20 protein-coding genes are annotated in these 20156 nt (G+C 44.3%); 11 read left to right on the plus strand and 9 right to left on the minus strand.

Annotated features, from left to right (window positions below; genetic code table 11):
* Nucleotides 1–173 precede the first annotated feature (173 nt).
* The 3 genes from ACOJR9_RS00625 (at nucleotide 174) to ACOJR9_RS00635 (ending at nucleotide 3996) form a co-directional block, all read left to right on the plus strand.
* Nucleotides 174–1253: a catalase family peroxidase gene (locus ACOJR9_RS00625; RefSeq protein WP_420934515.1), complete on the plus strand. Its 1080-nt coding sequence runs from the start codon at nucleotides 174–176 to the stop codon at nucleotides 1251–1253.
* A complete protein-coding gene (locus ACOJR9_RS00630; RefSeq protein ID WP_420934516.1) occupies nucleotides 1250–1783 on the plus strand; it encodes a cytochrome b in 534 nt (177 codons plus the stop codon). The genes ACOJR9_RS00625 and ACOJR9_RS00630 overlap by 4 nt, the downstream gene beginning before the upstream one ends.
* A gap of 299 nt (nucleotides 1784–2082) precedes the next feature.
* Entirely contained in the window at nucleotides 2083–3996 is a 1914-nt protein-coding gene (locus ACOJR9_RS00635) for an ATP-binding protein (RefSeq protein ID WP_420934517.1), read from the plus strand.
* Nucleotides 3997–4002: 6 nt separating this feature from the next.
* On the opposite strand, the gene ACOJR9_RS00640 is transcribed toward ACOJR9_RS00635, so the two are convergent.
* From ACOJR9_RS00640 to ACOJR9_RS00660, 5 genes are all read right to left on the minus strand, one after another.
* Nucleotides 4003–5022, minus strand: a complete 1020-nt coding sequence (locus ACOJR9_RS00640; protein ID WP_420934518.1) for a GGDEF domain-containing protein — start codon at nucleotides 5020–5022, stop codon at nucleotides 4003–4005.
* Between the two features lie 59 nt (nucleotides 5023–5081).
* The gene (locus ACOJR9_RS00645) at nucleotides 5082–6614 is read right to left on the minus strand and encodes a hypothetical protein (protein ID WP_420934519.1); all 1533 of its coding nucleotides are present in this window, start codon (nucleotides 6612–6614) and stop codon (nucleotides 5082–5084) included.
* Nucleotides 6615–6732: 118 nt separating this feature from the next.
* Nucleotides 6733–7287, minus strand: a complete 555-nt coding sequence (locus tag ACOJR9_RS00650; RefSeq protein WP_420934520.1) for a DsrE family protein — start codon at nucleotides 7285–7287, stop codon at nucleotides 6733–6735.
* 67 nt (nucleotides 7288–7354) lie between these two features.
* On the minus strand, nucleotides 7355–7771 hold the full coding sequence (locus ACOJR9_RS00655) for a DUF6691 family protein (protein WP_420934521.1): 417 nt from the start codon (nucleotides 7769–7771) through the stop codon (nucleotides 7355–7357).
* Between the two features lie 20 nt (nucleotides 7772–7791).
* Entirely contained in the window at nucleotides 7792–8220 is a 429-nt protein-coding gene (locus tag ACOJR9_RS00660; RefSeq protein ID WP_420934522.1) for a YeeE/YedE family protein, read from the minus strand.
* Nucleotides 8221–8574: 354 nt separating this feature from the next.
* Here ACOJR9_RS00660 and ACOJR9_RS00665 point away from each other — a divergent pair, with 354 nt between their 5' ends.
* Together ACOJR9_RS00665 and ACOJR9_RS00670 are read left to right on the plus strand one after the other, a co-directional pair.
* A complete protein-coding gene (locus ACOJR9_RS00665; RefSeq protein WP_420934523.1) occupies nucleotides 8575–10260 on the plus strand; it encodes a cation:proton antiporter in 1686 nt (561 codons plus the stop codon).
* Nucleotides 10257–11222 carry a universal stress protein gene (locus ACOJR9_RS00670; RefSeq protein ID WP_420934524.1) on the plus strand — a complete coding sequence of 322 codons (966 nt, stop codon included), beginning with the start codon at nucleotides 10257–10259 and terminating at the stop codon, nucleotides 11220–11222. Before ACOJR9_RS00665 ends, ACOJR9_RS00670 begins: the two co-directional genes overlap by 4 nt.
* A gap of 13 nt (nucleotides 11223–11235) precedes the next feature.
* On the opposite strand, the gene ACOJR9_RS00675 is transcribed toward ACOJR9_RS00670, so the two are convergent.
* Nucleotides 11236–12057 carry a prolipoprotein diacylglyceryl transferase family protein gene (locus ACOJR9_RS00675; protein WP_420934525.1) on the minus strand — a complete coding sequence of 274 codons (822 nt, stop codon included), beginning with the start codon at nucleotides 12055–12057 and terminating at the stop codon, nucleotides 11236–11238.
* Between the two features lie 79 nt (nucleotides 12058–12136).
* Here ACOJR9_RS00675 and ACOJR9_RS00680 point away from each other — a divergent pair, with 79 nt between their 5' ends.
* Complete coding sequence (locus ACOJR9_RS00680) at nucleotides 12137–12928, plus strand: hypothetical protein (RefSeq protein ID WP_420934526.1); 792 nt, start codon at nucleotides 12137–12139, stop codon at nucleotides 12926–12928.
* On the opposite strand, the gene ACOJR9_RS00685 is transcribed toward ACOJR9_RS00680, so the two are convergent.
* Nucleotides 12925–13314: a type II toxin-antitoxin system VapC family toxin gene (locus ACOJR9_RS00685; RefSeq protein WP_420934527.1), complete on the minus strand. Its 390-nt coding sequence runs from the start codon at nucleotides 13312–13314 to the stop codon at nucleotides 12925–12927. The two genes, ACOJR9_RS00680 and ACOJR9_RS00685, sit on opposite strands and share 4 nt — an antisense overlap.
* Before the next feature lie 9 nt (nucleotides 13315–13323).
* The gene (locus ACOJR9_RS00690) at nucleotides 13324–13554 is read right to left on the minus strand and encodes a type II toxin-antitoxin system Phd/YefM family antitoxin (RefSeq protein ID WP_420934528.1); all 231 of its coding nucleotides are present in this window, start codon (nucleotides 13552–13554) and stop codon (nucleotides 13324–13326) included.
* Between the two features lie 455 nt (nucleotides 13555–14009).
* Here ACOJR9_RS00690 and ACOJR9_RS00695 point away from each other — a divergent pair, with 455 nt between their 5' ends.
* The 5 genes from ACOJR9_RS00695 (at nucleotide 14010) to ACOJR9_RS00715 (ending at nucleotide 19911) form a co-directional block, all read left to right on the plus strand.
* On the plus strand, nucleotides 14010–16247 hold the full coding sequence (locus ACOJR9_RS00695) for a TonB-dependent hemoglobin/transferrin/lactoferrin family receptor (RefSeq protein WP_420934529.1): 2238 nt from the start codon (nucleotides 14010–14012) through the stop codon (nucleotides 16245–16247).
* Between the two features lie 119 nt (nucleotides 16248–16366).
* On the plus strand, nucleotides 16367–17284 hold the full coding sequence (locus ACOJR9_RS00700) for a heme/hemin ABC transporter substrate-binding protein (protein ID WP_420934530.1): 918 nt from the start codon (nucleotides 16367–16369) through the stop codon (nucleotides 17282–17284).
* Nucleotides 17277–18371, plus strand: coding sequence for a FecCD family ABC transporter permease (locus tag ACOJR9_RS00705; protein ID WP_420934531.1), 1095 nt, complete (start codon nucleotides 17277–17279; stop codon nucleotides 18369–18371). Before ACOJR9_RS00700 ends, ACOJR9_RS00705 begins: the two co-directional genes overlap by 8 nt.
* Before the next feature lie 15 nt (nucleotides 18372–18386).
* On the plus strand, nucleotides 18387–19205 hold the full coding sequence (locus tag ACOJR9_RS00710; protein WP_420934532.1) for a heme ABC transporter ATP-binding protein: 819 nt from the start codon (nucleotides 18387–18389) through the stop codon (nucleotides 19203–19205).
* Nucleotides 19183–19911: a HugZ family protein gene (locus ACOJR9_RS00715; RefSeq protein ID WP_420934533.1), complete on the plus strand. Its 729-nt coding sequence runs from the start codon at nucleotides 19183–19185 to the stop codon at nucleotides 19909–19911. The genes ACOJR9_RS00710 and ACOJR9_RS00715 overlap by 23 nt, the downstream gene beginning before the upstream one ends.
* Here the strand turns inward: ACOJR9_RS00715 and ACOJR9_RS00720 are convergent.
* Entirely contained in the window at nucleotides 19815–20153 is a 339-nt protein-coding gene (locus ACOJR9_RS00720; RefSeq protein WP_420936012.1) for a HipA N-terminal domain-containing protein, read from the minus strand. The two genes, ACOJR9_RS00715 and ACOJR9_RS00720, sit on opposite strands and share 97 nt — an antisense overlap.
* Between the last annotated feature and the right edge of the window lie 3 nt (nucleotides 20154–20156).

A 20156-nucleotide genomic window follows, 5' to 3' on the forward strand; every position in this document is an offset into this window, starting at 1 on the left:
CAATTGTCATAAGGATAAAAAGTGTATGTTAGCGCTAGGGCATGTAAAGTACTGCAATTGACTCGACACCCACAGTGCGAAGTAAGTCATAGGACTAACTCTATCTGTTTTCATTAACCTACTTCCTGTTTTCACGCCAACAATCAAGTAATGAAATTTTTTGTCGAAATGTCGTGTCTACTATCTTAATAATTGAAATGCCAGAATGCTGTTATGTAAATCGACAGCAAGAAGAGAAGAATATGAACCTTGTTGTTAAACGCGTTATAAGTGCTTCAATTGCGGTAGGACTAGTCTTAAATGCCTCAACTGCTCTAGCAGAGCAAGCAAACTTATCAACAACAGTGACTGCACAAGACTTTGTAAATTTGCAGCAAGGAGGTCATCCGCACAAAGGTTATCGACGGGCACATGCAAAAGGAGTCTGTGTGACTGGCGAATTTATCTCAAATGGTAAGCTTGCTGAATTCACATCGGCGTCGTTATTTGCACAAGGGAAGACACCATTTATTGGTCGATTTTCTATAGCAGGAAATGATCCTCATGGGGCGGATTTAAAAGCGCCGGTGAGAAGTTTGGCGCTTAATTTTACCCTTTCGGCTAGTAACCAATGGCGTATAGCAATGAACACACCGCCAGTGATGGCGGTAACTAACCCGCAAGATTTTTATGCGCAACTTGTAGCAATAAAATCTGGACCAGAAGCTATTGCCTCATTTTTTAACGCCCACCCAGAAAGTGAAGACTTTCTTTCTTGGAAAGCACAGTATTCGCCAGCAAATAGCTTTAGCGACGAAACCTATCATAGTATCAATGCATTTTACTTAGAAAAAGGCACTACGAAGCACGCCGTGCGTTGGTCTGTTTCACCTGCAACTGCAGCAACGTTTCCGCCAGAAACGGGTGACAATGCATTACACAACATGTTGAAAAAACAGCTGAACGCAAAACCTATTTCTTTTAATTGGCTTTTTCAGTTTGCTGACGCTAGCGACGACCCAAACAACCCTGCCGTTAAATGGCCAGAAACCCGCTACACAGTCTCCGCTGGACAAATCGTTATTTACGACTGGCAAGAGCAGTTACAAGGAAAATGCCATGGCACAAACTTCGACCCCAATGTGCTGCCACAAGGCATGTCGGCAACGGATGATCCTATCTTAAAGGCCCGGTCAGCAGCTTACGCAGAATCTTACAAACGCCGCGCAATAGAAGAGTTTAATGGTGCGCTTAATAAGGAAAGAGGGCAATGATGCAGCAAAAAAACAGAGAAAAATTTCCGCCCTCTATGCGTTTACTGCACTGGTCAATGGCAGTGCTGCTTATTAGTATGGTAGCGGCAGGTTTAGTAATGATTGAGTCTCTCGCCGTCTGGCAGCCCACCTTGCTTGCTTTACATAAAAGCTTTGGTGCATTTGCGCTAGTACTGGTTTGCATTCGATTAGCTATTAAAATGACATCCAATACGCCATCGCTGCCTTTATCAGTAACAACAATACAGCGATTTGCAGCGACGTTATCGCACTATGTACTTTATTTGCTCATGTTTGCACTACCGATTAGCGGCGTGTTGATGCAATATTTTGCAGCACAACCTGTGGTTATATTTGGAATAATCACTATTCCTGCAGCAATGACGCCGAATATAAATATGTTTGCCTTTTTTCGCATGACTCATGAATACATTGCTTTGGTGCTCATAGGGGTTGTATGTGTTCACTTACTTGCAGCGTTGTACCATTATTTTATTAAGAAAGATGAAGTGCTCCAATCGATGTTATGACATTGCTTATGCGGCTCGACATAACCCAAAATCAATCGGCAGAAGCTCAATAGCAGTATTGTTATTTTCACATTCATTCATTGCGTAGTGCGCTTTACCAACTAAACTAAAGTATAACTAGTGAACTCCGCCATTATTGTTGTTGGTGCAAATGCACTAACAACAATAATGGCGGAGAACGGTGCCCTCTTACCTAAATGGCAGCGCTTCTTTTGTATGTGCCCAATAAAAAGTACTGAAGGAGGGCAAGAGCACTTTGTTTAAACGTTGAGCCTCTGCTTGCTGAAGGTATTGAGAATATGTTGTATAAGCCTGGCGTATTAGGTGAGCAAAGCGCATCGTTTGACGATGCGGACTTCCCAGAGCCGATAAAATATCTGATAGAAAATGTGACGGACGGTGTTGTTATCTTCGACCAACGCGGCCGTATTAACTATAGCAACAAGTCGTTTCAGACTATGGTGGGCTGTAGCGCTATCGACATTAATCAGCTTTCACTATCGGATATAGACTCCCAATACTGCAAAGAGCAATTCTCGTCTTTTTTCGAATACCTTTCTCACTCATCTGGTACTGTTGAAAGCCGCTTTATACATAAAGACAACACCACGTTTCCTGTGCAGTATTCTTCTTTTGTCACTAACCTGCATAACCAGCCAGTGGCGCTTGTTATTGTTAAAAGTATCAATGATGACAAAACATTGGCGGCGGAGCTTCGCGAGTTCAAAAGTATTGTTGATAAAACGACCGATTGCGTATTTATCTTTAGCCAAGACTCGCTTAACTTTACCTATATTAATCGGGGGGCTGAGAACCAAATTGGTTATTCGCTTGGCGAGCTTAAAACCATGCATCCATACGATATCAAACCTGAATTTACTGAAGACGAGTTTCGCGAACTAGTTTTACCTCTCATTAGAAACGGTGGCGGCACATTAAACTTTGACACCGTGCATCAGCATAAAAACGGTGACCTCATAGACGTGAGTATTGTTTTACAATTGGTTGAAGGGCACTCAGGAGAAAAGCAGTTTGTTGCGATAGTGCGCGACATCAGTGACTATAAAAAGCTGCAAGAAAAATATCGCCATTCACAGAAGATGGAGGCGATTGGCAGATTGGCTGGTGGGGTTGCTCACGACTTTAATAATCAGCTGGCGGTTATTCTCGGGTACGCAGATTTAATTGCACATCACGAAGCGAGTAACGACATAATTGGCTATGCCCTACGTATTGCAGACTCAGCGGAAGTATCGAAAAAGCTAGTAGAGCAACTGCTTATTTTTTCTCGCAAAACTGATTTACAGCTCGCCACGATAGACATGCATCAATTGATTAGAGAAATGGAAGAGTTTCTCAGTCACACCATAAGCAAAAAAATCACTACTTCACTCAGTTTAGCCTCTTCGTCTTATCATGTTGTGGCGGACAGGGCGTTAATGAAAACAGCGCTGTTAAATTTAGCGTTGAATGCTCGTGATGCCATGCCCGATGGCGGACACATATTTATAGAAACCGAACGGCTACCGTTTGCTGAGCTAAAGCCAGACACGTTCAATGAGGCTATACAAATCACTATTTCAGATACGGGGAATGGAATACCAGAAGATCAGTTGAACAAAATCTTCGAGCCCTTTTACACTACAAAGGATCACGGAAAGGGCACGGGGCTAGGGCTGTCGTCGGTAAAAGGTACCATTGAGCAGCACGGCGGTGTCATTGATGTGAGTAGCAACACGACTGGCCATGCAGCTCAGGGAGCCACATTTACTGTTACGCTTCCCGTTGTTGCATTAGAGCACGAAAGTAGTTCGCCACCAATACATGCTGAACAGCCTCAAATTGCATCAAAGGGCACAATATTGCTCATAGATGATGAGCCGTCAGTGAAAGAGGTATGTGAAGAAATATTAAAGGTACTGGGCTATTCGGTTATCGCCGTTGATAGTGGAAAAGAGGCAATTGAAATATATGCAGCGCAGCATCATGATATTGCTATGGTTATCGTAGATTATATGATGCCAGAGATGCTGGGTACTGAAGTTTTGGCCCAGTTACGTGCTATTCAACCTAATGTAAAAGCAATGATATCTTCAGGTTACCTGGCAGACACTACAGTTGCAGAGTTGAAAAGCATGGGAGTGCTGGCTGTGGTAAGAAAACCATTTTCTATTAATGACTTTCGAGAAGTATTACTGAAGTATGTCGGTTGACACACGTTACGCTAAAGGGCGCTGCAAACTGCTTTTTCGCTTCTCTTTTTCTATATACATTGAGCTGTCGCTAGCAGCGGTCAATACATCAATATTCTTTGGTAGCTTCTCAAAGGTTGCACACCCTACGCTCGCAGAAAGATGGAGCTGTTTACCATCAATAACACAGGAAATGAGTTCAAAAGCGTGCTTGAGTTTTTCATACTTATCGACAGCTGCAGATTCGTTCTCAAACATGGCGATAGCAATAAATTCATCACCGCCCAGCCGACTAACAATGTCTTCGCCACGCATGTTATTGACTAAACACTCTGATACGCAGGTTAATGCATTATCACCTGCGGCGTGACCGTATTTATCATTTACCTGCTTAAAATTGTCAATATCAATGTAAAACGAGGCAAACCGTGAAGACGTGCCGGAGAGGTCTTCGCCGTTTATACTTAATTGTTTGGCTAATCCTCGTCGATTTGCAATGCCGCAAAGAGGGTCGATACTCGCATCTTTTTCTGCTTTCTCCTTGGCGACTGAAATACGGTTTACTCGTTTTGATAACGCGATAGCCAGTACTATTGCTTCAATGGCGAAGGCGATAATAAATCCGTAGCGTTGTATAAACGGATTGTGATTCAGTAATACAATTCGAAATACCATACTAATGAGAACCAGTGACAGTGCAATGGCTACGAGCCCTGCTTCGGACGTCCCTCTGTAGGCCTGTACAATCGCTAAAATAAAAACTCCGGTAACAATAGTGAGTGTGCCATAGCTCATAATGGCACCGCTAATAGGCCCAAACGCGCCATGGGTTACAAATACTTTCAATATTGCTGTGACGAGAATGACCAGTGATACGCCATTTAAAAGAGCATTGAGACGGCGAAAATCATTGTGAATAATGAGGAAAAACGTTAAAAACCACGTTGCACTGAACACAGTTAGGCCAATAGATAAAAGATAAAGTGAGTCAATCAAAGCTTGATATTGTATATCTACAAACAGAAATACCTGGCCTTCTTGCAGCACAAAAAATGACGTTAAGCTAAAAGGTTAGCACACCGAAACAGGTATCCCCCGAGTTTTTATCAGTCCGTAGCGAGTTGATTTATGGTTATCGTCGTTCCATCGAAACGAGTAAATGTAAATCCGCTAAAATCTTCTTGGTAATGTTGCACCATTTCTTTTAACAAACTGATGGCATATGCTTCGCCTAGCAGTAATCCAAGATCGCCATCAGAGCGATAGTGCACACCTGCAAAATTTCGACCTAACGAAATATTACTGGCGAGTTTATTAAGCTCGCTTTCTACAGTAAGGGGCTCGCCTGTATAAGGCAGTAACTCCTTGCCATCAGCACTTGGCATCACAGGCTCTTGAATAACAAAATCACCCTTGAAAAACGCTTTTAACATTGTGACAGCAGCGCCAGCCATAACGGCATGAGCAGCGGGATAAGTAGGGTGAAGCGGCGCACCTTTTGGTGAAGCCTGCGGTAGCAAATAGGTTCCATTTGCTTTGAATGCTTTTTCAAGGGCTTTAGCGTTTAGCATTGCTTCATGTATTGGGTATGCAATGTCATTTTCTGTTAAATGGTTATGAATATGCCCAAAAAAAACTTCAGGGCGCGCACGCCTGTGTACCAGCCACTTCTGATACCACGCGACTTGCTGAGACGGCATTGACACACGAGATAACAGATCAATGGCATGATTGATACCAAACAGCGGTGCACGTGCTTGAGACTTAGTTTTATGATAGGGATTCGATGTGGCAAATGCGTCATCACCAAACGACCCAATAATGAGGGCTGCGTTGAGATAGGCCATGTTCACAAAATCGTGTAAAACGTATTCGCCTAACGCTCTACCACTATATAAATAAAGATTGTCAGCCTCATAGGTTGTTTTAGTAATACCTGTAGGTTTACCGCCGTTTTGAATATGCAGCCACTCGCTGTAATTTGTCAGATGATCGTTGCCGGGTTTAGGCACTTTGTAGCGTTGAATAATGGTGGTTGCACCGTAAGGAATAGGTTTCAGTAAAAATTGTGAAATGTAAGGCCCAACGGTTTCGCCAGGGCCTATTCCTCGGAATAACGTTTGCGTATTTATTTCAGCTTTCGTTTGCGACGTAGTAAGTGTAGGTCCACGAAATGCAGATAATTGTTGTAGATCTGCTGCGGCCTCTTTAGCCATTAAGCTATTGTTGTATTGTGCAAATGGGACGTCTCGAAGTAACGCTTTCCACATGACTTCAGTTGCCTCTGCGGCTTGCCATGCGCTATTAAATTCGGGGGCCAGCGGCATTGTAAAGGTTTCTGGGCTATCGCCCTGTGCCACTTGGGCATAAGCTGCAAGTGGGTTACGCAGCCCAAACCCGTCTTTCACACCTTTTGGCACATTTTCAAACGCCGCACTATTCCCTTTTTGAAGTGCTGATAATAGGCGCTCGTAGGCTTGTTCATCTACCACTCCCCATTGGTTATGGGGTAGGCCTTTGCTAAAGCTGTTCAGATACCCGTTCAGGTTATTTTCATCGAGGGTACGTTTTACGTCAGCAAGCGCACTATTGGCAGTGAGTAAAAGGGTAATCCCGACGAAGGCTTTAACGCAATTCATAACAATACACTTCCCTTAATGTATTACAACTCACAATAAACTTACTTTCGTATCAGCGGTATGCAGCACATTATGCGAATACCGCTAATAAGTCTGGCTTTGTATACTATTTATACATTTAGAATGGATTGACCGTATAGCCCTTTTGCTGAAGCAAAGCATGGGCAGTCATGGCTGATAGTTGAATTTCTACGCCCTCAACCAGTTGGCCGCTTTGTACCGCTTTTGAAGCGGCGCTTTGACCACATAAAATTACGCGCACATTATTCTCTAAAAGTGCTTTGAGAAGCGGTTCATTAGGGTTTGGCGTGTCGTACTTTTCTTGATAAGACGCATTATTTAATAAATCGAAAATTGCGCTTCCGTGAACAACAAGTGCTAGGTGGATATTTTCCTTTTTAACACCCGCCGCAGCGTGCATGTTAATAAAGCGCGCCAAGCTATCAAACTTGCGATTTACCTCGCCTGCACCGCCAGTACTGGCAACATCAAATGTAATGTTAAACGCACTGTTTTCTGGCAAAACATGAGAGGGCACAGGCGCGGTTTTTCCAAAGCCTTTAATCACAGTGCCATCTCTGAACTCAGACATTTGAGCATGAACCACAGAATGAAAACTAAAAAGGGCGACGAGACAACAAGCCATCAGGCTCAAGTTTTTTATTTTTAACATGGTGTGTACCTTTTTAAAGAGTGAGATATGAATCGCAAAGGGATATTTTTTACTGCTTTGTTTTTACTTACGCTGTTGGTTTCAACCAATGCTGCGCCAGCATGCCAACAAGCATAGCGCCAATAAATAAAAGAACATCTGACTGAAGAGATGCAATAGCAACAACGGCAGGGCCTGGACAAAAGCCACTCATTCCCCAGCCAATACCAAAACATGCAGATCCCAACACTAATTTACTATCTATTGTTTTGCTTGTAGGAATGTCGAACTTGCTGGCAAACAAAGGTTTGCTTCTTTTGCGTACCCAATAGATGCCGGGGGCCGCCACTACAATGGCACCGCCCATTACAAAAGCTAAGGTGGCATCCCAGTTCGCGCTAAAATCAAGAAAATTAAGCACGCGAGCAGGGTTGCTCATTCCTGATACAACAAGCCCAAAACCGAAAAGTAGGCCGCTAAATAGCGAAGCGATAAGTACTTTCATAATCTATTTCCTCCGCTGTATTAAAGGTGTCTTATAATATTTGTGGTAGCGGCGGCAGCCGCCATAAACGTGAGTGTGGCTACTATCGAGCGTGGCGATAATCGAGATAGACCCGCTACTCCGTGACCAGAAGTACACCCGCTACCAAGGCGAGTGCCAAAACCGACTAGCAGCCCCGCTATTATCATCCAGCCAGATCCCAATTGAGTTTGTACTGCAAAACCACCCAGAAAGGCGTTATAAAATACCGCAGCTACTAACATTCCAGCTAAAAACGCCAGCCGCCAATATTGTTCAGTGCCTCTTTGGGTTAGCGCGCCGGCAGAAATACCCGAAATACCTGCGATGCGACCAAGCGTGAGCAAAAGCAATACAACTGATAACCCAATTAGAATGCCTCCAGCCAAGCCAGATAGCGGCTCGAACGGTGTCATAGTCCAGTTTTCCAAATTTTTTCTCCTAATTTGCTGCACTTAAAACAAGCTTATGCATTTCGTCACTGACTGTAGAAGTCATTTAAATGCATTATTTCGCATATAAGTGTGCGCACTAATGCATATGAACACAATCGATATCCTAACAAGCTTACAGGAGTATATAAATTAAATATACATTTAGAATATGCTTTTGTTTTGTCCGACCTCTTAAGGTGACCAAAAAGTACTGTTATTGAGACTTTTGAGGGCGATACCGCATCAAATTTTATAGTATTTCTACTTGATATGGTCAGTGAAATAACCTCTTTTTTATACAACATAAAGGTGCTATAACTGATAATAAGTCTTATTCATGTTTAACATGTTATGCAAACACTTATCGCTCAGTCTTCGTTTTTTGAAATCACAATATTACTGTGTTTAGCGGCAGGCATTGGCATGTTGGGGCTACTGTTGCGCCAGCCATTGATTGTTGCGTTTATTGCAATAGGTATACTTTCTGGTCCTACTGCTATGGACTTAGTTCATTCCGAGGAGCAAATTAATTTGCTATCAGAATTGGGCATTGCGCTGCTGCTATTTCTAGTGGGTATTAAACTTGATTTAAAGCTCATCAAAGACATTGGCGTCGTGTCGCTAGCAACTGGGTTGGGTCAAGTATTTTTCACCTCTGCCATTGGCTATGGTATTGGCCTGATGCTCGGATTTGACTCCGTCAGCAGTTTGTATCTGGGTGTTGCGCTCACATTTTCATCAACCATCATCATTGTTAAGCTGTTATCAGATAAGCGTGAGGTCGACACGCTTCATGGAAAAATAGCGTTGGGATTTTTAATTGTCCAAGACCTAGTTGTTGTGCTTGCAATGATTATATTAGCCAGTATGGCAGTAGGTGAATCAGGCGTTAGCAGTAAAGGCATGTTATCGCCAATGCACTCCCTATATGCATTAATAGGCTTAATAGTGGCGTTAGCGATTTTTATTCGTTATGTAGCAAACCCGCTAACAAAAACCATGGCGCGCATTCCTGAGTTGCTTCTTATCTTCTCTATTGCGATTGCTACGTTAATGGCTTCTGTCGGCAAAATTATCGGTTTAGGTATGGAAGTAGGTGGCCTTTTAGCTGGCTTCGCATTAGCGTCTACGCCATATCGCGAGACTATCGCTACACGGCTGGCGCCACTTCGCGACTTCCTGCTGCTGTTTTTCTTTATCGGTCTTGGTGCACAGCTTCATCTGTCAGATTTGGGCGCCAACCTCACTGCATCGCTCGTGTTTTCTTTATTTGTACTGATTGGTAACCCGCTTATTGTGTTACTGATCATGACAAAAATGAACTATCGTGCCAAAACCGGGTTCTTGGCCGGTCTTACGGTTGCACAAATTAGTGAGTTTTCGCTTATTTTCATCGCAATGGGTGTAAGCATTGGGCATATCCAGCCGTCTGTAATGGGGTTAGTTACGCTAGTGGGTATTGTAACTATTGCGTGCTCTACCTATATGATTTCCTACTCTCACCAGTTGTATCGCTTTTTTGAACCGGTATTGCTTGCTATTGAGTCGCGGTTGATGAAAAAGCAGGCGCATATCGATTCAGCTAACTTAGAAGCAAACAGTCCTGAAACGGTGATTTTTGGTTTAGGTCGATTAGGTGGGTACCTTCTTGAGCAGCTGCATAAAAACCGCAGTGTTATGGGGATTGACTTAAATCCTGACGAAGTATTGGCTATGCAGGACAAAGGCTTAAATGCGGTTTACGGCGATGTCACCGATGCAGAATTCACTAGCGAATTACCCCTTGCTCAAACTCAATGGGTAATTTGTACTTTTCCCTGGCACCATACGGGCTTATCGTTCGAAGATGGACGACACGCTCTTTTACAGCATTTAAGTCAGGTTGGGTATCAAGGCAAAACAATTGCAGTGGCGCACTCACAATTTGATGATGAGCGATTAAAGGCGGCAGGATTTGATTATGTGATACAACCGCATACGCAATCAGCTGGACAAATACAAATCATTATATCGGGTAACAAGGAGAAACTACGATGACAAATTCAGCCGAACCATGCGTACTCTGCGTGTTTGATGAGGTGAATGATGCCACAGCCTTGCTTATTCAAAAAAGCCAGCTGCTGTCACAAGCCGAAAATCTGCAGCTAAAATTTCTGTGTGTATTACCAGACAGATGGTTTCACTACTCGTCAGAGTCTGCACAACATATTCAAGATAGAGCCAAGTCGCGGGTACTCGAGCAGCTTTCTCATCTGGCTACAGTGCATAATATTAACGACAATATCGCGTGTGAAGTCCGTTTTGGTAAGCCATTTGTAGAAATTATTCAGTATCAGCAGCGCGTTAATGCGCAATTAGTAGTCAAGCGCGCAGAACAGAAGAGCTGGATTCAACATGCAGTTACCATGACGAGTAACGATATGCACCTGTTGCGTAAATGTCCTGTTCCGGTGTTCTTAGTACGCTCACAAGAGGCTACACTTCCACAGAATATTTTTGTGGCGGTAGACTTTGATATAGATGATCCGACATCTCATGCCGACGAGTTGAACAAAAAAATGCTGGGTACCGTGGTACGCTTTTTTGACAACGACGAAACGCAATGTACTTTATTCAATGCTTATAATGCGCCTCATGCTGGGTTTGTTAGCTTATTCGCAGACGATCCAGATACGATGACGAAGGATATGGCGGCGCATGAGAAAGGCTTTAAATCTGGTGAACTTAATTTGCTACTGCATTTTATGCGTGAAAGTCTGGCGCCTAAGTACCTTCACAAGCATATCAAACAGGTGTTGATACAAGGGCACGCCGAGCAATTAATTCCCCAGCAACTTAAACAACATCAATCTGATTTACTGGTAATTGGTTCTGTGGCCCGAACAGGTATTCCAGGGTTACTAATTGGCAACACCGCTGAAGAAATTCTGCTCAGTGTTGACTGCGATGTGCTGACATTGAAGCCCGACGGATTTGTATCGCCAGTGTTAGAGCATTAACCTCAATAAAAACTTATTCTTTAACCTCTGTAACTAGGGGCTTTATATAGTATTGCAGGTTGGCTTCTGAAAGCTCGCCCATATGGCTGTTTACCATTTTGCCCTCTGCATCAAAAAACAGGGTGGTAGGAAGTCCAAACGCGCCCAGTTTTTTGGCTGAACTGCCAGCAAAGTCGTAATACGTATTTTTTAATTCAATATGTTGTTGAAGTAAAAAGCGCTGAGCTTTGCTGGGCGACTCTCCCTGATTGACAAAAACAAATTTTATATCGGTGATATTTTGCTGAGCACGCTGCAGCAGGGGCATCTCTCGGCGGCAAGGCGGGCACCACGATGCCCAAAAATTAATAATCAAAGGCTTACCCGTTTTCAAGTCCAAAATGGTTGGGGTACCTTGAGCGCTAGACACTTCAATACTTTCGGTGATCTTTTGACCGCTAACCATGGTGTTGATAAGAAAAAGCGGGAACACAATGGCCCCAGCTATCAGAGCGGACCTCACGAAAACCGGCAGTAACGGGCTATGCTTTTTACATCTAATAAGCATCATGCTCATACCGGTAAACCAGCCTACCGATTGTTTAAAACCACCGTCTCTTATGTCGAGAACCGACAGCCAATCTGTTTGATAGACCTCCCACAGGGCTACAACAAACGCAATTCTAGCGGCTAATACACCGACGAGTACGCTGTAAAATAATGTGTCGGTAGCGTAAGTTTGGTATGGTTTTGACCTTGTAAAATAAGTAATGAATAGCCAAAGTAACAACACACTCACAATGGTGAGTAAGGTGCTCGCCGTTAATGCAAAGGGACCTAGAGAAAAGCTGATCAAAATTAGAATGAATGTGGCTGAATTGTGCCGTTACGGTAGCAGATGATAATTAAATTAAACATACCAAAATAAGAGCGCAATGGATTACACAAAGTACTACGAACCGCTGGTGGCGGTATATTCTGTCGATTTTAACAAGTGCTTTTACTGTGGCTGCGAGGCTTCAACTCCCGATTACATTCCTCCAGTTTCTTTTATACACGACTGGCGCGATGGCAGCAGAGAAGCCGAGTTTATTGCCGTGCCTGCGTGCAACGAATGCGTCGATTTATTAAAAAAGCACAATACCGGCACGCTAGGCGAACGTTTCGATGTGCTTAAAAAGCTACTGGCTAAAAAATACGAAAAAGCGGTAAGGGTTTACACCATGTGGAGCCCAGAGGAATTAGAAGAAATGGACACGGCGTTTCAAATTAGCTTAAGCGCAGGCATCAATTTGGGCAAAGAAACCGTTTCACGACTTCGTTTTAACGGTTTCGACTATGAAATAAACGGCAGCATTACCAGAGTGGATAAAGCGCCAGATAAACGCTATCAGGTATTCGATGAAACCTTTGAAAACTTCAAACTGGCACTGGAATATGCAAGCCACACTTACCAAATTAAAAAAGGTCGATTAAGCGAATTATACTTTGAAAATGGTGAGAACTTTGACAATGCGATAGAGGCGTTTCATCGTTCACTAGCAGCGCGCAAACTATTAGATGCCATCGAGAAGCCCTGTGAAGTATTCGCAAAGCAGTACAATCAAAACAGAAACGTGGTGATTCGCGAGGTTAAACAATATCTGCGAGCCGATGAAAATCTTACCGTCAACGAGGCGCTGGATAAGGTTTATTTGTTAAGGGTAAAAAAGGGGTGCAAATACTAAAAAATAGTCCTTACATGTGGATAATTCAAAATCTTTTCGTCTGCCGTAATCAAAGGTGCTGACAAGGTTCTTGCTAGCGCCACAATCATCCTGTCGGCGGGATCTTTATGAAATTCATCAGGCAGTCTAGTTGACTCAATGACAACTTTGTTATCTACGGGAACGAAACTGACGTTGTCGATTTCGCTTACTGTTTGAATCCAAGTATCAACGTCCATAGTCAGAGTAAGCCTACTTTTTGATACCAACATAGCCACTTCCCATGACGATATAGAGGAAATCATTATTTCTTCCTCTGATTCTAATGCAACGTTAATACGTTCTTTTGCTTTAGCAGAAAGCCGGTCATCGCCATCACACCACCAGATTAGAATGTGCGTATCCAAGATTATCAACTATGCAAGCTCCCAATCATCTTCGCATACAGGAGCTGTAGGAGAGCTATATGTCACAACAGAGCCACGTAGCTTTTCTAGTGGGCTAACATTCTTTTTGCTAAATTTTTTCATGACTAATGTGGGTTTGCCATGAGAAGTAATCACAACCTCTTCACCCGATTTCTCAACATTTCTCATTATTTCGAGAGCATGAGCTTTAAAGTTCGATTTTGATATTTCATGTTCCATATATGGAGACCATAGTCATATTGCTATAGTCATAATCATATCAAATTAAATAGTGTGTACAAGACGTTATTTTTAGTTCTCTAAAATGTCATTTTCCGTTGGTACACATGAGATTTAGGCTTTATTTTGTTCTGTTAATCGAGTCTGACAAGTTGAATCAACTTAAGCCTTATTCATATTAAATTTTATTTACCAATAGCCCAATTTTTCAGTGGGTTGATGCAAAGATCTCTCATTGCTTTTTAGCCTTGTTCCCCTTATAAAATCTGCTGATCAGCCGTATTTAAACTTCCATACTCCTTTCTATTTACTGCCCATTTCTCCTTTAGACGTTGGTATATAGGCAACTAAAAATGCCCATTAATAAATTTGTTTCCTAAAAAACTTCGTGATAACTTAATCTAAATAACAACTATTCGCATTAACATCCGTATTAATAGTAGGGTTTTATACACATGAAGTTTTCAAAGGTTGCACTTGCTTTGCTCGTTTCTGGTTTCAGTACATTTTCTTTTGCCGATGCGCTAGAAGAGGCTGACTTCGAACAAATTACCGTTACATCTTCGCGCTTTAATTCAGATATAGATGAAATTGCCTCAAGTGTAACCGTTATCGACACCGAGCAAATGGATAAAATGGTGGCGACTGATATTCGTGACCTAGTGCGATTTGAGCCCGGTGTAGTGGTAGAGGGAGGCGGGCGCTTTGGCCTATCGGGTTTTAATATTCGCGGTATTAATGCCGATCGCGTGCTTATGTTGTTAGACGGCGCACCTATTGCAGATGAGTTTAGTTTTGGTCCTGGGCTCTCAGCACGACGGGATTTTATCGATGTCGATATGATAGACCGAGTAGAAATTATTCGCGGTCCAGCGTCTACGCTTTACGGAAGCGATGCTATTGGCGGCGTAGTGTCATTTATCAGTAAAGATCCAAGCCAGCTGCTACTCGATAATCAAAGTATGGGCGGGCGTGTAAAAGTAGGTTACGCATCGGTGGCCAATGAACGAATGGCCAACGCTCAGCTTTTCGGAAGAAATGGTGACTGGGAATGGTTATTAAACGCCACTACACGAGACGGTTCTGAAACCGAAAACTATTTCGGCGGTAATGGCACGGGGTTAGACCGCGATGCCGCTAACCCGCAAAGCAACAGCACCGACAGCGCTCAGTTCAAACTTATCTATAAACCAAGCGATACCCACAGAGTGGAGTTTCTTGCTGATTACTTAGCGGGCGATACACAAACCAACGTGTTATCTCAGGTAGATACCTTCGTACGTGGTGTGCGCATTACCGAAAGCCAAGGTATTGATGAGCGCGATAGAACGCGGTTTCAAATTAATCACACCTATAGCGATAGCACCGCCATGTTCGACAAAGTGCTTACCCGAGTTTACTGGCAAGATACCCAAAATACTCAAGCAACCCGTGAAGGACGTTTTGGCGCCGTGTCTAGACAAGATCCCATGCCGGTGCAGCTTGGTAGAACGCGCGATAGCGAATTCAGCCAAACAGTAGAAGGTGTAATTTTACAGTTCGACAAGCAATTTAGTTTAGGTGATTCGAAGCACTATCTTATTTACGGAAGTGAGCTGCAGTACACCGACAGTGAATCGTTACGAGAGGGCAGTACATTTGTAGCCGCAACGGGTACTGTGGTGCCGGAGTTTTCAGTGTTTCCCGCACGAGACTTTCCTATCTCTGAAGCCAGAGAACTGTCGTTTTTCATTCAAGATGAAATAACCCTGCTAAATGGCGATTTAACCTTAAGCCCAGGCGTACGCTACGACGAATTTAAACTAGCACCTTACCCAGATGATGTGTTCACCAACGCCAACCCTGGCGTGATTGCAGTGCCTTTCGACGATTCCCAAGTATCATTTAAGTTAGGTGCAGTGTACGACCTAAGCGAAAACACCAACGTCTGGCTGCAGTACGCAGAAGGGTTCCGCATTCCGCCTTTTGATGACCTAAACGTTGGTTTTACCAACTTTGCCGGTGGCTACACCTCACTCCCTAATCCTGATTTGAAGCCTGAGAGTGTAGAAAGCTGGGAGGTAGGCATAAGACAAACCCTAGATGCGGTGAAATGGAGCGTAAGCGCCTACCACAACAATTATGACAACTTTATTGAATCGAGAGCTACTGTAGGCTTTAACCCCGCTACGCAGCTCATTGAGTTTCAGGCAAGAAACCGCGAATCGGTGGTTATTGAAGGTATAGACGCTCAATTTACATGGTTTTTAGGTGAGTCTGTTAACGGCCTAAATGGCTGGGAACTTCGCGGTGCGCTTACGTGGCTAGACAGCGAAGATGAAGCCACAGGGCAAGACGTAGAATCTATTTTACCGCCACAAGCCGTTGCAGGCATTGGTTATACAGACAGTAACGACGTTTGGTCTGTTGAGTTTATCGGTACCTTTGTGCAGCGCTTCGACTCACAAATTCAACCACAAGATTCTGCCGAACCACGGTTATTTGAGGCGCCTGGGTATGCCCAGTTCGATTTACTGGCGAATTACAATGTGAACGAAGACCTTGCTATTAATGTTGGCATATTCAACCTTTTCGATCGCAAAAGCTGGAGCGGTACTGAGGTACGCGGCCTAGAAGTTGGTGAAGCGAATAACCTCAATTTTCTTACTCAGCCTGGCATGAATGCCGCCATTAATGTCACGTACGCATTTTAAGTTGTTACGCGAGGAATAATGCTAGGCCTTAATAGTAGACCTGAGTTGCAATTTACTCGGTAAAACAAAGGCCTGGTTACGCCTCATAAGTTTATAACTTTCATTAGGAACAGATTGCCATGAAACTCCAACAGCTTTTTTCAGTCACTTTCTCCGTGTTAGTGGTGAGCGCGTTGTTCGCTTTTTGCTTTACCGGCCAAAGCCTTGCCCATGGGCAAGCTAACAATTCACAAAAACTTATTACGGCAGGGGGCACTATTACCGAAATTGTGTTTGCCCTTGATGCTGGTGATAGTGTTATTGCTGTTGACCAGTCAAGCCAATATCCGCAGGAGGTAAATAAGCTGCCCATGGTGGGTTACTATCGAGACTTAGCTGCCGAGGGCGTGTTGTCTTTTGCTCCTGATAAAATATTGGCCATTGAAGGTGTGGGCCGTAATGAAGTAATACAGCAAATAAAAAGCACTGGGGTAGAGGTGGCTATTTACGATAAACCTACCAGCCCCGAGGGCCTTGTTACGCTAATTCAACAGCTTGGCGAAGACCTTGGCAAAACCGCCGAAGCTGAGCAGTTAATTAGACAATTTCACGCCTCACTGCCAAGTAAAGCGACAAGCAGCACTGCCAAAGCGGTATTTTTACTCTCGGCATCTGACCGCGGGTTAATTGCGGCAGGTACAGAAACCGTGCCGCAGTTAATATTCAGTTATGCGGGCATTGAGAATATTGCCGCACAGCATAGCGGTTTTAAAGGCATTAATAGTGAAGCGTTAGCAATGCAGCAGCCCGACTTTTTAGTGGCGCCTTATCACGTGGTAATGAGCGCCGGCGGTAAAGACAAGTTTTGCCAAAGTCCTAACCTTAGCTTGCTAAAAGCCGCGCAAGAATGTCGCTTACTGGTAATGGACTCGCTTCAATCCCTTGGCATGACCCCTCGACTTGCCCAGGCTATTGCTACTGTGAAAGATTGGCGCGAAACGAACCTACTAAGCCAAAGCAGTTATAGCAAAAGCGCTTATGGAAAGAGCGATGAGTAGCCTTACTTTTTCACAGCCATCGCGCTTGCCGGCCTCGCATAAAAGCTGGTTCGATAGCCAGCAGAAAAAAGTGTGGTTTTGGCTAGCGTGGCTGTCGGCTATGCTGATTATGGCAAGCGTGGTGTCGTTAAGCTTTGGGCCGGCGGGCTGGGATTTACGTTTATCTGTTGCTTGGCTGTTTCCCGACAGTTGGCAAACAATAAGCACGCTTCAGCTCAACATTATTAGTGAAATACGTCTGCCGCGTTTATGCCTTGGATTACTGATAGGCGCAGTATTGGCGCAAACTGGGGCAGCTACGCAGGCCCTGTGCAGAAACCCGCTGGCAGACCCTTCCGTAATAGGAGTAAGTTCAGGCGCAGCGGTAATGGCGGTAGGTATGATTGCCCTTGGGCCTTTTTTACAGGCAACCTTTGGCATAAAAGCCGAGTTAATGCTGCCTTACGCTGCATTTATCGGCGCCTTACTAGCCACGCTACTAGTGTATCACTTTGCGCAAAGCAGCCAAGGTGTGCAAGTGACGTCGCTTATTTTAGTGGGGGTGGCGATGAACGCGCTCGGGTTTGCGCTTATCGGGTTACTCAGCTTTTACGCTGATGACAGCTCACTAAGGCTTATCAACTACTGGACTATGGGCTCACTCGCGGGGGCTAACTGGTCTTCGCTTACCCAGGCAATGCCGTTGCTGCTACTTAGCCTAATTGGCCTATGGAGTAAAAGACAGCAGATGAGTTTACTGTTACTGGGCGAGTCTGAAGCCAAATATATGGGCGTAAACATAAAAAGCTTAAAAAATCAGATTGTGGTTTTTGTGGCTATAGGTGTGGGTGCTGCCGTTGCGCTTACTGGGTTAGTAGGCTTCTTAGGGTTGGTTATTCCCCATCTGTCTCGTATTTTAGTAGGTGCTAACCTTAAATACATGATGCCGGTGAGCATGCTATTAGGTGCCTTGGTACTGCTGGCGTCAGACTGGATTGCCAGAGTGATTGTGGTACCTGCCGAGTTACCTATTGGCATTGTTACCGCCATTATTGGCGCGCCCGTTTTCATCTGGATGCTGCGACGCCAGTTAATGCCACAGGGTTAAAAGAGAGCCGCTATCATGACCAACATACTTTCATTGAACAACGTAACCGTAAAGCGCGGCCAGCGTAATGTACTGAAAAACATCACATGCCAAGTACCCGAAGGCAAACTTATCGTGCTGGTGGGGGAAAATGGGGCGGGTAAGTCTACGCTTATCCACGCCATTGCCGGTAACTTAGCGTTTCAAGGGCAGCTAAGTGTTAAAGGGCGCGACATACGTCAGTGGGCCGACGAAGAGTTGGCCCGCTCCCGTGCCGTAATGACGCAACAAAACGCGCTTAACTTTCAACTAGGTGTGCCCGAGCTCATTGCCATGGGGCGTTTTTCCATTGCTGAGTCTGAGCAACAAAAGCGGCAGCGCGTAGCGGAATTTGTAGACCACTTAAACTTACATAAACTGGTTAACCGGCACACAGGGCAATTATCGGGTGGTGAGTTACAGCGGGTGAATATAGCCAGAAGCTTTGCGCAACTAGACGCATTTGCATCGCAAAACGACAGCAAACTACTATTATTAGATGAGCCTACTTCAGCGCTAGATTTACACTTTCAGCACCATCTTATGCAGCTAGTACGCAAATTCACTGCGCAGGGTAATACGGCTATTGTGGCAATCCACGATTTAAACTTAGCATCGCTATACGCCGATGAGGTAATGCTATTAAGTGGCGGAGAGCTGATTAATTACGGCCCCAAAGACACCGTACTAACGCCAGAATTTTTAGAGCCTGTATACAACACGCAAATGCATATACAGCCTCATCCAGACTTATATATTCCAATGATATTTTCTCAACCCAAGGAGCTCCTTAATGAGAACGCAAGCATTAACTGACGCCAAAGCACTACTGCGCGCTTGTGAGACGGGCGTTATTTCAACTATCTCCCACAATCTACGTGGTTACCCGTTCGGATCAGTATCTCCCTTCATTAGCTGTAGCGAAGGTAAGTTGTATTTTTATATCAGTGATATTGCCCAGCATGCCAAAAACCTAGAAAAAGACAGCCGAATGAGCCTAACGGTGTTTCATCAGGCAGAAGAGGGCGATCAAAATGCCCACGGCCGAGTAACGGTGGTAGGTGATGCTACGCCAATACAAGGCGACAGAGCAAAGCAGGCTCTTGAGCAATATGTACGTCGTTTCCCAGAGGCTGAAACCTACAAACAAGCCCACGACTTTAAGATATGGCAAATGGATATTGTGCGCGTTCGTTATATTGGCGGATTTGGTAAAATATTCTGGTTAGAACAAGAAGAGTGGAACGCGCCAGCAAGCCCGTGGGATTTTGAGGCAGAAACCGGCATGATTGCGCACATGAACGAAGACCATCAAGACGCCATGGCGCTCATCTTAGCCCATCATCACAGTGTGCAAGACGACGCGCCCACCATGACAGGCGTAGTCACCGACGGCTTTTATATTCGCTCGAAAGATAAAAACTACTACGTGCCCTTTGAAAACGTGTGCGCTAAGCACGAAGACGTGCGCATGGAGTTGGTAAGGCTAACCAACCGCGCCAGAAAATCGCAGGCTGCATAATCTAGCAGGCATGTGAGGGGCGTACTTAGCAGGCGCTGTTGAATAACGGCGCCTAAAAAACATTGCTCATTGTCTAGTGTTAGCGCCGGAGAGAGTGGGTAGCCCGTTTCCTGCCAACTCGACTCATATTCTAGTTTGAGCAGGTTGGTGCTTTTATCCAAAGCTAACGTGCCAATTCTTTGTTCTGCTAAAAAGATGAGCAAAGCGTATGCTGAGGGCTGATTGATATTATCTTCAGGCATGGC

It is taken from the genome of Alteromonas ulvae (genome assembly GCF_048987005.1).
Taxonomy (GTDB): domain Bacteria; phylum Pseudomonadota; class Gammaproteobacteria; order Enterobacterales; family Alteromonadaceae; genus Alteromonas.